Annotated in this window: 10 protein-coding genes and 1 pseudogene; 5 read left to right on the top strand and 6 right to left on the bottom strand. The window is 66.1% G+C overall.

The window, feature by feature from the left end:
• From ACOJTD_RS18230 to ACOJTD_RS18205, 6 genes and pseudogenes are all read right to left on the bottom strand, one after another.
• Nucleotides 1-199, bottom strand: a pseudogene (locus ACOJTD_RS18230) (fumarylacetoacetase); the annotation flags it as partial.
• A gap of 280 nt (nucleotides 200-479) precedes the next feature.
• On the bottom strand, nucleotides 480-1,145 hold the full coding sequence (gene maiA, locus ACOJTD_RS18225) for a maleylacetoacetate isomerase (protein WP_420134285.1): 666 nt from the start codon (nucleotides 1,143-1,145) through the stop codon (nucleotides 480-482).
• Nucleotides 1,142-2,488 (bottom strand): homogentisate 1,2-dioxygenase, encoded by a 1,347-nt coding sequence (gene hmgA, locus ACOJTD_RS18220; protein WP_420134284.1) that lies wholly within the window; start codon nucleotides 2,486-2,488, stop codon nucleotides 1,142-1,144. Before hmgA ends, maiA begins: the two co-directional genes overlap by 4 nt.
• A 54-nt stretch (nucleotides 2,489-2,542) precedes the next feature.
• Nucleotides 2,543-3,496 (bottom strand): MBL fold metallo-hydrolase, encoded by a 954-nt coding sequence (locus ACOJTD_RS18215; RefSeq protein ID WP_420134283.1) that lies wholly within the window; start codon nucleotides 3,494-3,496, stop codon nucleotides 2,543-2,545.
• Between the two features lie 215 nt (nucleotides 3,497-3,711).
• A complete protein-coding gene (locus ACOJTD_RS18210) occupies nucleotides 3,712-3,933 on the bottom strand; it encodes a DUF2783 domain-containing protein (RefSeq protein ID WP_420134282.1) in 222 nt (73 codons plus the stop codon).
• Entirely contained in the window at nucleotides 3,930-5,546 is a 1,617-nt protein-coding gene (locus ACOJTD_RS18205; RefSeq protein WP_420134281.1) for an FAD-dependent oxidoreductase, read from the bottom strand. Before ACOJTD_RS18205 ends, ACOJTD_RS18210 begins: the two co-directional genes overlap by 4 nt.
• Before the next feature lie 130 nt (nucleotides 5,547-5,676).
• On the opposite strand from ACOJTD_RS18205, the gene ACOJTD_RS18200 reads away from it, so the two are divergent.
• The 5 genes from ACOJTD_RS18200 to ACOJTD_RS18180 form a co-directional block, all read left to right on the top strand.
• The gene (locus tag ACOJTD_RS18200; RefSeq protein ID WP_420134280.1) at nucleotides 5,677-6,174 is read left to right on the top strand and encodes a MarR family winged helix-turn-helix transcriptional regulator; all 498 of its coding nucleotides are present in this window, start codon (nucleotides 5,677-5,679) and stop codon (nucleotides 6,172-6,174) included.
• 167 nt (nucleotides 6,175-6,341) lie between these two features.
• Nucleotides 6,342-7,823 carry a caspase family protein gene (locus tag ACOJTD_RS18195; protein ID WP_420134279.1) on the top strand — a complete coding sequence of 494 codons (1,482 nt, stop codon included), beginning with the start codon at nucleotides 6,342-6,344 and terminating at the stop codon, nucleotides 7,821-7,823.
• Nucleotides 7,824-7,943: 120 nt separating this feature from the next.
• Nucleotides 7,944-8,576 carry an OmpA family protein gene (locus tag ACOJTD_RS18190; protein ID WP_420134278.1) on the top strand — a complete coding sequence of 211 codons (633 nt, stop codon included), beginning with the start codon at nucleotides 7,944-7,946 and terminating at the stop codon, nucleotides 8,574-8,576.
• A gap of 420 nt (nucleotides 8,577-8,996) precedes the next feature.
• On the top strand, nucleotides 8,997-9,866 hold the full coding sequence (locus ACOJTD_RS18185; protein ID WP_420134286.1) for an efflux RND transporter periplasmic adaptor subunit: 870 nt from the start codon (nucleotides 8,997-8,999) through the stop codon (nucleotides 9,864-9,866).
• Nucleotides 9,867-12,716 (top strand): efflux RND transporter permease subunit (locus ACOJTD_RS18180; protein WP_420134277.1); only part of this gene is annotated, 2,850 nt, incomplete at its 3' end. It lies immediately after the preceding gene.

Raw genomic sequence — 12,716 nt, 5'->3', positions numbered from 1 at the left:
AGATGCCCTCCGGCAGGTCGAGCAGCTTGGCGCTCTGCAAGGCGGCGAGATCGAGCACGAACTCTCCGATCGCAACGCCGACGCGCAGCGAAGAGTTGCTCGCGGTGGAGAACACGCCATACGGCAGGTTCTGAATCGGAAAATCGCAGTCAGCCTTCACATCGATGAAGGAGCGCAGACGCGGATCGTTGGGATGCATGAGGAGTCCTAGAGACGTTGAACGTTGCGGTCGGTCGTTGAGCTCTCTTCACCCTCCCCTGGAGGGGGAGGGTCGGCATGTAGCGCGCGGAGCGCGGTGCGTGCCGGGGTGGGGTGAGCCGCGAGCGCAGCGGATGAACTCTTCGCCACCCCACCCCGCTCGCTGACGCGAGCGCCCCTCTCCTTCCAGGGGAGGGTGACGCGCGCTGCGGCCGCACGTGTCCGAAAGCAATGCCCTTCCGGCCGTCGTGAGGGAGGCGTTCACCTCAGAGGCTGCCAACTTACTCCGCATCCGGCTGTCGTCCCGGCTCAGCCGCCACGAAAGCCTCGACCTTCATCGCCTCCGCCTCGATCTGGCGGATGCGTTCGAAGGGGGCGAGGTCGGCGTCGAAGCGGCGGGCGTTGAAGATTTGCGGGACGAGGCAGAGATCGGCGAGCGTCGGCTGGTCGCCATAGGCGAACGGCCCCGGCGTCTGCGCCAGCCGCGCCTCGATCGCCGCGAAGCCTTGCTCGATCCAATCTTTCGACCAGCGTGCGCGTTCGATCTCGTCGACGCCGAGTTCGGTGAGCCGCTTCAGGATGCGCAGATTGCCGATCGGATGGATGTCGCAGCAGACCGCATAGGCGATTTCGCGGACGATCGCGCGGGCCTTGGCATCCTTCGGCAGCAGCGGCGGCTCGGGATGGGTCTCGTCGAGATACTCGATGATCGCCAGCGACTGAGCGAGGTCGAAATCACCCTCGCGCCAATACGGCACCAGCCCGGCCGGATTGATCCAGCGATAGGCTTCAAGGTTTTGCTCGCCGTTGCGCAGGTGCACGTAGCGCTCGGCGACGGCGAGGCCCTTCAGGTTCAGCGCGATGCGGACCCGGTAGGCGGCGGACGAGCGGAAGTAGCCGTATAGTACGGCGCCGTCATGCTCGTCCCGCGAAGCACTGTGCGTCATGGCCGTGTCGGATCGAAGCGCTTGTCCAGACCGCGCCAGCAATCGGCGTAGTCGTCCTGGAGCGTGCCGGCGCTCGCCGCATATTCGGTGACGCGCTGCGGATACCGGGTCTCGAACATGAAGGCCAGCGTGCCGGTCAGCTTCACCGGCTTCAGCTCGCCGTTCGACGCATGATCGAACGCCTCGCGATCCGGCCCGTGCGGCAGCATCATATTGTGCAACGACGCGCCGCCGGGCACGAAGCCCTGTGGCTTGGCGTCGTACACGCCGTAGATCAGCCCCATGAACTCCGACATGATGTTCATGTGATACCACGGCGGCCGGAACGTGTTCTCCGCCACCATCCAGCGCTCCGGGAAGATCACGAAGTCGATATTGGCGGTGCCGGGCGTTTCCGATGGCGAGGTCAGCACGGTGAAGATCGACGGATCGGGATGGTCGAAGCCGATCGCGCCGACCGGCGAATAAGTGCGCAGGTCGTATTTGTAGGGCGCGTAGTTGCCGTGCCAGGCGACGACGTCGATCGGCGAATGCGGCAGCTTCGTGCTGTACATCGACCCGCCCCATTTCACATAGAGCTCGGTCGCCGTGTCCTTCTCTTCATAAGCGGCGACCGGGGTCAGGAAGTCGCGCGAATTGGCCAGACAATTGGCGCCGATGGGCCCGCGCTCCGGCAGCGTGAAGGCGCCGCCGTAGTTCTCGCACAGATAGCCGCGCGCCGGGCCATCGACCAGCTCGACCCGGAACTTGACGCCGCGCGGGATCACGGCGATCTCGGCGGGCTCGATGGTGATGATGCCGAATTCGGTGACCAGCCGCAGGCTGCCCTGCTGCGGCACGAACATCAGCTCGCCGTCGGCGTCGTAGAAGTGCTGATCGACCATCGATTTGGTGATCAGATACATATGCGTCGCCATGCCGGCCTGGGTGTTGACGTCGCCGGCGGTGGTCATCGTTCGCACGCCCTGCAGGAAGGTCAGGTCCTCCTGCGGCATCGGCGGCGCATCCCAACGCAGCTGCGCGATCGGCATGTCGTGCTCGAAGCACGGCGCCGAGCGCCACAACCCACTATCCGCTTTGGCGAAGCGGCCGGAGTGCTTCACCGATGGCCGGATCCGATACAGCCACGATCGCTCATTGGCGCCGCGCGGCGCCGTGAACGGCGAGCCGGAGAGCTGCTCCGCATAGAGACCATAGGCCGCGCGCTGCGGTGAGTTGCGGCCGATCGGCAGCGCGCCGGGCAGCGCCTCGGTCTCGAACGAATTGCCGAAACCCGACATGTAGCCGGGCGTGATGCCCTGCGACCCGTGGCCGAGGATCTGCGGTGCGGCATTGATGTTCATGTCATCCTCCGATCGGTCTGGGATGCTCCCGGCGCGCCGGGACGGTGAGTGATATCAGCCGCCCTGCAGGGCAGCCCACATTTCGCGATCGCGCTCGGCGGTCCAGATCACCGGATCGTCGATGCCCGAGGCTTCGTCGAAAGCGCGCGAGACGTTGAACGGCAGGCAGTGCTCGTAGATGGCGAAGCTGGAAAACTTCGGGTCCATCTTCTCGCGCGTCGCGTCCCAGGTCTCTTTGAGGCTGCGGCCCTTGGCGACTGAGATTTCCGCGGCGCCATACAGCGTGCCGACGAAATCGCGCGTCATCGCGATCGCCTCGCGCGTCGTCTCCAGCCCCTGCAAGGCGTCGCCCCGGCCGGGAGCGATCGCCTTCGGGTTGAAGTCGCGGATCTCGTTCAGCGTCGCCGGCCATTCCCGCAAGTAAGCGTCGCCGCAATAACAGGCCGAGTGATACTCGACGAGATCGCCGGTGAACATCACCTCGGCGTCCGGCACCCAGGCGACGATGTCGCCCGACGTATGCCCGGCGCCGAGCTGCATCAGCCGCACTTCGCGCTTGCCGAGATATATCGACATCTCGCCGTCGAACGCCAGTGTCGGCCAGGTCAGGCCCGGGATGCTTTCGGCGTCCTGAAACAGCCGCGGGAAGCGCCCGTATTCGGAATCCCAATCCTGCTGGCCGCGTTCCTCGATCAGCCGATAGGTTTCCTGCGAAGCGACGATGCCTTCGGCGCCGTAGGCCGAGGCGCCGAGCACGCGCACCGCGTGATAATGCGACAGCACCACGTATTTGATCGGCTTGTCGGTGACGGTCCGAACGCGCTCGATCACCTTGCCCGCCATCGCAGGCGTCGCCTGCGCGTCGAACACCAAGCAGCCGTCTTCGCCGACGATCACCGCCGAATTCGGATCGCCCTCTGCGGTGAAGGCGTAGAGATCGGGCCCGATCTCGGAGAACGTCACCTTCTTCTCGGCGAGGTCGGTGGTGGAAGCGAAACCCTTGGCCATGTGTGGTCCTTAGTGTTGGTCGATAGTGTGATTGATTACTTTGATTGACGGACCAGTCTTTGAGTTCGTCATTCCGGGATGCGCCCCTCTTTGGGCGCAGGCCCGGAATCCATACTCCCGGCGGGGGTTATGGATTCCGGGTTCGCGCTTCGCGCGCCCCGGAATGACGAACTTGGAGGCATTGCCCGAAGCCGACCTCGTCAGAGTTAGCCTCCTCACGTCGTCGCCTGCGCTTCATCCACCACCCGCCGCTTCGCCAACGTTACGGCGTCCCGGAGCACGGCCAGGTCGCCGATGTGGTTGGCGAGGATCAGCACCAACGCGGCGTCGAGCGCCGCACTTTGCTCGTCGCTGATGCCGCGATGCGCCTCGACGATCAGCCGGTAGGCGGCGTCCGGATCGGGCAAATTGCTGGTCGTCGACAGCGCGGCGCTCACGACACGGCCCTCCCGCTCGCCCGCGCTAGTGCGGCTTCGATCGCCGCCGCCGTCGGATGCCGGAAGCGGGCGGCGACGTAGCCGTCGGGGCGGAGCAGATAGGCCGAGCCGGGCGCAGCGTCGTAGCGTTGCGCGAAGTCGCCCTGCTCGTCGCGCAGCGGCGCGTCGCCGCCTATGCGGAGATGAGCCACGCCGGCGGGCAACGGCGCGCTGAGGCCGTTAGCGCTTTCGAGCAGGACGAAGTTGCGGCCGGCCTGTGTGAACGCGTCGGTGAGAAACAGCGGCTCGCCGTCCGCCGTGCGCAGCGGCGCATCGATCAGCGCGGCGCCCGGGCGGGGACCGGCGGACCATGGATCAGCATCGGGCGTGGACAGCGGGCTGTCATACACCGACGGCGTCGACAACCTTCCGGCATTGACCATGCGCTTGGCGAAATCGACGTCCTGGGCGAGCGCCAGCACCGCGTCGCGCAGCCGCCGTTCCTGCTTCGAATGCGGCGCGATGAAATCGGTCGAGCGCGTGGAGTGGCGGATGTTATCGTCGGCGGCCTGACTACGCTCGGCCTCGTAACTCTCCAGCAAACTCGAAGGTGCATCGCCGCGCAGCACCAGCGCCAGCTTCCAGGCGAGGTTCTCGCTGTCCTCCAGACCTGAATTGGCGCCGCGCGCGCCAAACGGCGAGACCTGATGCGCAGAGTCGCCGGCGAAGATCACCCGCTCGTGCAGGAAGCGCTGCATCCGGCGGCACTGGAATTTGTAGACCGAGATCCACTCGAACGAAAAATCACCATGGCCGAGCATCCGCTCGATCCGTGGCCGGACATTCTCTGGCAGCCGCTCGACCGCCGCATCCGCATCAGCGCCGATCTGCAGATCAATCCGCCAGACGTCGTCCGGCTGGCGATGCAACAGCGCCGACTGGCCGGAATGGAACGGCGGATCGAACCAGAACCAGCGCTCGGTCGGAAACTCCGCCGTCATCTTGACGTCGGCGATCAGGAACTGATCCTCGAACACTTCGCCCGCGAACTCCGCGCCGACCAGACTGCGCAAGGCTGAGCGCGCGCCATCGCAGGCAACTACGTAGTCGGCGGCGAGCCGATAAGCGCCGTCTGGAGTGTCAATCGTCAGCACCGCGTGATCGTTGTGCTGCGCGAGTGCGGTGACCTTGTTGCGCCAGCGCAGATCAATCTGGGGCAACTCCTGCACCCGATCCACCAGGAAGGCTTCCGCGTAGTATTGCTGCAGATTGATGAAAGCCGGCATCTTGTGGCCGGTCTCGGGCAGCAGGTCGAAGCGGTAGACCATCTCGTCGCGGCGAAATACTTTGCCGACCTGCCAGACCACGCCCTTCTCGACCATCCGCGAGCCGACGCCGAGCCGATCCCAGACTTCCAGCGAGCGCTTGGAGAAACAGATCGCGCGCGAGCCCTCGCCGATCCGGTCGGCGTCGTCGAGCAGCACGACGGCCTGGCCGCGCTGCGCCAGATCGATCGCCAGCGACAGACCGACCGGCCCGGCCCCGACGATCACGACGGGATGACGCGCCGGTTCGCCGACGCGGTCCTGATCCGGATGGCGGCGGTAACCGAACTGGAACCCCTCGCGCGACATCAAGCTCAGCCTTTTCGGCTCGAGCGGCCCGGCAAAGTGCTGGTCAAGACTTCCTCCCGCATGATAGTTTCATTTGCAACCATCTAAGCCGGTGCCGCGTCGAGGCGCAACCCGGTCCGCGAGGAAAATTTTGGTGAAGCTCGATCTGTTCTCCTTCCTGCCGTTTCGGCTCAACCGGCTGGCCGCCGAAGTCAGCACGGCGTTGGCAGTGGAGTATCAGCAGCGCTACGGCCTCGACATTCCGGGCTGGCGCATCATCGCCACGCTCGGCTTTCGCGACGATGCCTGCACGGCGCAGTTCATTGCGCAGTGCACCCGCACGCACAAATCGACCATCAGCCGTGCGGTGAATGCACTGCTGGAGCGCGAGCTGATCGAACGCGTCGAAAACGAAGAGGATCGCCGCGAATTGCGGCTGCAGCTTACGCCGAAAGGCCGCGCACTGTATCAAGAGCTGGTGCCGCGGCTGAAGCGCCGGGAGCAGGAGATCCTGTCGTGCCTGTCGGCGCGGGAGCGCGACGGCCTCGCGGAGGCGCTGGGCAAGATCGAGCGGCATCTCGATTTGATCCAGGCAAGCCACGGCCACGATGATGCGATGGCGGTCAAGCAGAAGGTATCGGTCGGCTGATGGAGCACCCGGGTGGAACGACTCGTCGCGAGCGAACCTATCCTCCCCGTGCTGCGACCCAAGCGACAGTGGCGAGTTCGGCCGGTTGATCTTATGAAAGGCGTCGATCAGACTCGGATTGCCGCCGGCTTCGCCCGGCTCGGCCACCCTGCAAGGACCGGCGTTGCATGAAGCTGCGAAGTGCGTTGCTCATCGTCCTCACTCTGCTGATGGCGTCCCCGATTGCCGCGATGGCTGCCGGCGATCGCGGCGCCCGCGTCGCGCTGGTGATCGGCAACGCCAAATATCCGGACGCCGAGAAGCCGCTGAAGCAACCGGTCAACGACGCGCGCGATCTCGCCGATGAGTTGAAGCGGCAGGGCTTTGACGTCGATGTCGGCGAGAATCTCAGCGGCGATGCCATGCGCCGCGCGTTCGATAAGCTTTATGCGCGCACCAAGCCGGGTTCGGTCGCGCTGGTGTTCTTCAGCGGCTACGGCATCCAGTCCGGCCGGCAGAGCTACATGATCCCGGTCGATGCACAGATATGGACCGAGCCGGACGTGCGCCGCGACGGCGTCAGTCTCGAGACCGTGCTGGGCGAGCTCAACAGCCGCGGCGCCACCGTCAAGATCGCGCTGATCGACGCCTCGCGGCGCAATCCGTTCGAGCGTCGGTTCCGCAGCTTCTCGGCCGGTCTTGCGCCGATCATCGCGCCCGGCAATTCGCTGGTGATGTACTCCGCCGCACTGAGTTCGGTGGTGGGCGACAATGGCGGCGACCGCAGCCTGTTCGTCACCGAACTACTGAAGGAAATCCGCGTCCCCGGCCTCGGCGCCGAGGAGGCGCTCAACCGCACCCGCGTCGGCGTCACCCGTGCGTCGCGCAGCGAGCAGGTGCCGTGGATCTCTTCATCGCTGGCGGACGATTTCGCCTTCGTGCCTGCCGCGGCACAAGCCGCCGCCGACAGCGCTGCGCCCAAACCCGCAGTTGCTCCGGCCACCGACGCCAAGCCCGCGGCGCCCGCGGCAGCTGAGCCCGGCAAGCCCGCCGATCTCGCCAAACAGATCGATCTGCCTCAGCCGGTCGATGTGCCGAACGCGCTGTCGAAAGAGCTCGGCGCCGCCCCCTCCGATCCCAAACAGGACGACGAGAAGGTCCGGCTGGCGCTGCGTGACGACCCGACGGTGCAGAACCTCAGCAACCGGATCGACGAAAATCCGGGCGACGCCAACGCGTTCTATCGGCGTGGTCAGGTCTATGCCAGCAAGGGCGCGTATTGGTCGGCTATCAAGGATTTCGACGACGCGATCCGGCTCAACCCACGCGACGTCGAGGCCTACAACAACCGTTGCTGGGTCCGCACCGTCATCAATGAACTGCCCGGAGCACTCAAGGACTGCAACGAGGCGCTGCGGCTACGGCCGAACTTCGTCGATGCGCTCGACAGCCGCGGTCTGCTCAACCTGAAGAACGGCCAGTTCAAGAATGCGGTCGCCGACTTCGACGCCGCGCTGAAGATCAATCCGCGGCTGACCTCGTCGCTGTATGGACGGGGCCTTGCGCGGCAACGGCTCGGCCTGAAGTCGGAAGGCGAGATCGATATCAATACAGCCAAGGGATTGGACCCGAATATCGTCAAGGAATACGCCGGCTACGGGGTGGAATGACGGCGGCGCGGCCTGGCCAGCATTGAACCTCATCCGCCCCGGCAGCGACGACGAGTCGAGACGATCTGACCGGCCACGGAACTGGCTGCAGGCAGCGCCGAACGACACAGAGGTATCGCCATGTCGACCACACCCAGCTTCGTGCTTGCCCGCACCATCCTCGCCATCGGCGCTCTGGCACTGGCCGCCGGCATCGCCGCCGCGGCTGATGATGCGACCGAGGACCAGATCCTGCGCGCGCTTGCGCCGAAGAAGCCGCTGACGCGCAGCCTGTCAGCCCCGCGCCCAGCCGATCCCACCGAACGGCAGTTCGTCGATACGCTGCGCAACCGGCCTTCCCGCTCGCTCTCGCTCGGCGAGCGCGAGCAGATCGCCACGCTGGCGAAGGACAAGCCGGCGATCGATCTCGAAATCACCTTCGACTACAACTCCGCCAATATCAGCCGCAAGGCCGCGCCTGCGGTCGAGGCGCTCGGCAAGGCGCTGTCGAATCCGGATCTGAAGGGCTCGACCTTCGTGGTCGCCGGGCACACCGACAGCATCGGCAGCGAAGCCTATAATCAGGATCTCTCCGAGCGCCGCGCCGATACGATCAAGCGCACGCTGGTCGAGAAGTTCGGCATCGCCGGCAGCGATCTCGTCACCGTCGGCTACGGCAAGAGCAAGCCGAAGGATGCCGCAAACCCCGCCGCCCCCGCCAACCGCCGCGTGCAGGTCGTCAACATGACCAGCCAGACGACTGCGGCGAAGTGACCGGATCTGATCGAGGGCGTTTCCACTATTGCTGCGGTCATCGCCCGGCCTGTCCGGGCTACCCAGTATCCCAGAGCGTGCGCTGATCGTCCGTGCGCGTGCGGCAGGCGCTCTGGAATACTGGGTCCCCCGCATTCGCGGGGGATGACGGCGGTCGTGTGGGGTGACCGCTGCGGCCCAGCGCCAAGCCGCCGGCCGACCGCTTTAGCCCTTTTGCCGTGGGATTGCCGTGTGTAGATTTCCGCTGCGCCATGAGCGGTTTGGCGGCGCATCGAACGCCCCAAGGTGCGGCGCCCCTTTCATTGAGATTTTACGAAGCAGGCCGATGACCCGAGTACGCCGATGACCAAGATGTGGATCGAGATCGGCGCACGAACGGCTCGGACGTCGGCGCTGCGGCCGAGACGGTCGCGGGCTGCGATGTACGTCGTGACCTGCACCGTGCTGATCAGCTTCGCCAGCATCGCGGGCCTCGCTCCCACACTCGCCGCCGAGAAGGCCGAACCGCCGCCGAGCGGCGTGCAGGTCACGGTGGCGAAGGCCACCAATGCCTGCTTCTCCGACATGGTGCGCGTCACCGGCTTTGTGGTGCCGCGTAAGGAAGCGGTGGTGATCGCCGACACTGAGGGTAAGGTCACCGAGGTGCTGGTCCGCGAAGGCGATGTCGTCACCGACAATCAAGAACTGGTCCGGACGGTCGGCGCGACCGGCGCGCGGTCGCTGCGCGCGCCGGCGGCCGGATTGATCACCGAACTTCGCACCGCGGTCGGGGCCCCGGCGTCGCCGCTTGCCGGTCCGGTGGCAAAGATCGCGGTTGGCAACGAACTCGAGGTCGAGGCCGAGGTGCCGAGCATTCAGGCGCTGAAGGTGACGCCGGGTGCGCCGGCGCGGATCGGCTTTGACGGAGGCTCTGATCTGGTCGGCAAGGTGCGGCTGGTGGCGCCGCAGATCGACCGCAAGACCCAGCTCGGCAAGGTCCGCATCTCCGTCACCAATTCGCCGGCGCTGCGCGTCGGCCTGTTCGTGAAGGCGACGATCGACGCGCGGCGCAGCTGCGGCGTCGCGATCCCGCGCCAGGCGGTCGATCACCTCAAGGTGCAGGTGGTGAAGGGCAACACCGTCGAGACCCGCCGCGTCAAGGTCGGGCTGGTGTCGGACAGCAGCATCGAAGTGCTCGAAGGCGTCCGCGAAGGCGAGTTCGTCGTCGCCGATGCCGGCACCTCGCTGCACGACGGCGATCTGATCAAGCCGGTTGTCCAGGACGAATTCGACCGATCGCGGGTGCGCTAAATGGGCCTCAACGTTTCCTCCTGGTCGATCCGGCATCCGCTGCCCTCGATCGTGTTCTCGATCATCCTCTTGGCGCTGGGCTGGATCAGCTTCACCAAGCTGGCGATCACCCGGCTGCCGAGCGCCGACATCCCGGTGGTGTCGGTCGCGGTCGCGCAGTTCGGCGCGGCGCCGGCCGAGCTCGAAGCGCAGGTCACCAAGACCATCGAGGACGGCGTCTCCGGCGTCGAGGGCGTGCGCCATATCGCCTCCTCGGTCACTGATGGGCTGTCGGTCACCACCATCCAGTTCGCGCTGGAGACCAACACCGACCGCGCCCTCAACGACATCAAGGACGCGGTGACGCGGGTGCGCGCCAACCTGCCGCAGAACGTCAACGAGCCGCTGATCCAGCGCGTCGACGTCATCGGCCTGCCGATCGTCACCTATGCGGCGATCTCCCCCGGCAAGACGCCGGAGCAGCTGTCCTGGTTCGTCGACGACGTCGTCAAACGCGCGCTGCAGGGCGTGCGCGGCGTCGCGCAGGTCGAGCGCATCGGCGGCGTCGAGCGCGAGATTCTGGTCTCGCTCGATCCCGACCGGCTGAAGGCCGCCGGCCTCACCGCGCTCGACGTGTCGCGGCGGCTGCGCGGCACCAATGTCGACCTCGCCGGCGGCCGCGCCGAGATCGGCAAGAACGATCAGGCGATCCGCACGCTGGCCGGCGCGAAAACGCTGAACGATCTCGCCGGCACGATGATCAGCCTGCCGTCCGGCGGCGAAATTCGTCTCGACGATCTCGGCACCGTCACGGACACCATCGCGGACCGCCGCACCTTCGCGCGCGTCAACGGCGAACCGGTGGTGGCGCTCGGCATCAAGCGCTCCAAGGGCGCCAGCGACGTCGTCGTCGCCGAAGCGGTGCAGAAGCGGATCGACGCGCTCAAGGCCTCCAACCCGGATGTCGACCTCAAGCTGATCGACACCTCGGTCGACTACACCAAAGGCAACTACGAAGCCGCGATCTCGACGCTGTTCGAGGGCGCGATTCTCGCCGTGATCGTGGTGTTCCTGTTCCTGCGCGATTTGCGCGCCACCATCATCGCGGCGATCTCGCTGCCGCTGTCGATCTTCCCGGCGTTCTGGGCGATGGACATGCTCGGGTTCTCGCTCAATCTCGTCAGCTTTCTCGCCATCACGCTGTCGACCGGCATTCTGGTCGACGACGCCATCGTCGAGATCGAGAACATCGTCCGCCATATGCGGATGGGCAAGTCGCCCTACGAGGCGGCGATCGAAGCCGCCGACGAGATCGGGCTGGCGGTGATCGCGATTTCGCTGACCATCATCGCGATCTTTGCGCCGGCCAGCTTCATGTCGGGCATCGCCGGGCAGTTCTTCAAGCAGTTCGGCATCACCGTGTCGGTACAGGTGTTCTTCTCGCTCTTGGCGGCGCGGTTCGTCACGCCGGTGCTGGCCGCTTACTTCCTCAAGGACGCGCCGCACGAGGAGAAGCCGCCGGGCCGCGTGTTGCGGGCCTATACGCGGCTGGTCACCTGGTCGGTGCGGCATCATTACGTCACGGTGCTGATCGGGCTCGCGATCTTCGTGCTGTCGATCTGGAGCATCGTGCTGCTGCCGCAGGGCTTCCTGCCGGCGCAGGACACCGCGCGCTCGGTGATGGCGATGGAGCTGCCGCCCGGCACCCAGATCGGCACCACCGAGAAGACCACCGAGCGCATCGTCTCGCTGCTGCGCAAGCGGCCGGAGGTGCGCAGCGTGTTCGTCGACGGCGGTCGGGTGCCGCCCGGCATCCACGAGGTGCGGCGCGCCTCGCTGATCATCAACTACACGCCCAAGGGCGACCGCAAGCTCACCCAGCGCGAGCTCGAACTGGCGATCAGCAAGGATCTCGATCTGGTCCCGGACATCCGCTACTGGTTCCTCGACGAGAACGGCCTGCGGGCGATCGCACTGGTCGTGACCGGCGCCGACAGCAACATCGTCAACAACGTCGCCCAGGAGCTGGCGGCGCAGATGAAGCGCATCCCGATCGTCTCCAACGTGATCTCGGAAACATCGCTGGATCGCCCCGAACTGCGCGTCGTGCCGCGCGCCGATCTCGCCGCACGGCTCGGCGTCTCGACCGAGAGCCTGTCCGAGACCATCCGCGTCGCCACGATCGGCGACGTCGGACCGGCGCTGGCGAAGTTCGACGCCGGAGACCGGCTGGTGCCGATCCGCGTCCAGCTCGAGGACAGCGCGCGCGGCGACCTGCCGACGCTGGAGCAATTGCAGGTGCCGATCTTCGGCGGCCGCGGCTCGGTGCCGCTGTCGGTGGTGGCTGACGTCAAGTTCGACCAGGGCCCGACCAGTATCAATCGCTACGACCGCGAGCGGCAGGCGACCGTCGCGGCCGATCTCGTCGGCAACGCCGCGCTCGGCGACGCGCAGAAGCAGATCAAGGATCTGCCGGTGATGAAGTCGCTGCCGAAGGGCGTCCGTGTCAGCCCGTCCGGCGACGCCGAGAGTCTTGCCGAACTGTCCGACGGCTTCGCCACCGCGATCACAGGCGGGCTGATGATGGTCTACGCGGTGCTGGTGCTGCTGTTCGGCACCTTCCTGCAGCCGATCACCATCCTGTTCTCGCTGCCGCTGTCGATCGGCGGCGCGATCGGCGCGCTGCTGATCACCGGCAAACAGCTCACCACGCCGGTGTGGATCGGCATCTTGATGCTGATGGGCATCGTCACCAAGAACGCCATCATGCTGGTCGAATTCGCGCTGGAGGCGATCCGCGCCGGCAAAAGCCGCGAAGAGGCGATCATCGACGCCGGCCAGAAGCGCGCCCGCCCGATCGTGATGACCACC

It is taken from the genome of Rhodopseudomonas sp., assembly GCF_048594845.1.
Classification (GTDB): Bacteria; Pseudomonadota; Alphaproteobacteria; order Rhizobiales; family Xanthobacteraceae; genus Rhodopseudomonas.
This window is presented reverse-complemented; position numbering and strand designations above follow the sequence as displayed.

Coding starts and splice junctions, on each gene's coding strand:
- maiA (WP_420134285.1), bottom strand. CDS start 1,145: ATGACGCACAGTGCTTCGCGGGACGAGCATGACGGCGCCGTACTATAC.
- hmgA (WP_420134284.1), bottom strand. CDS start 2,488: ATGAACATCAATGCCGCACCGCAGATCCTCGGCCACGGGTCGCAGGGC.
- ACOJTD_RS18215 (WP_420134283.1), bottom strand. CDS start 3,496: ATGGCCAAGGGTTTCGCTTCCACCACCGACCTCGCCGAGAAGAAGGTG.
- ACOJTD_RS18205 (WP_420134281.1), bottom strand. CDS start 5,546: ATGTCGCGCGAGGGGTTCCAGTTCGGTTACCGCCGCCATCCGGATCAG.
- ACOJTD_RS18195 (WP_420134279.1), top strand. CDS start 6,342: ATGAAGCTGCGAAGTGCGTTGCTCATCGTCCTCACTCTGCTGATGGCG.
- ACOJTD_RS18190 (WP_420134278.1), top strand. CDS start 7,944: ATGTCGACCACACCCAGCTTCGTGCTTGCCCGCACCATCCTCGCCATC.
- ACOJTD_RS18185 (WP_420134286.1), top strand. CDS start 8,997: ATGTACGTCGTGACCTGCACCGTGCTGATCAGCTTCGCCAGCATCGCG.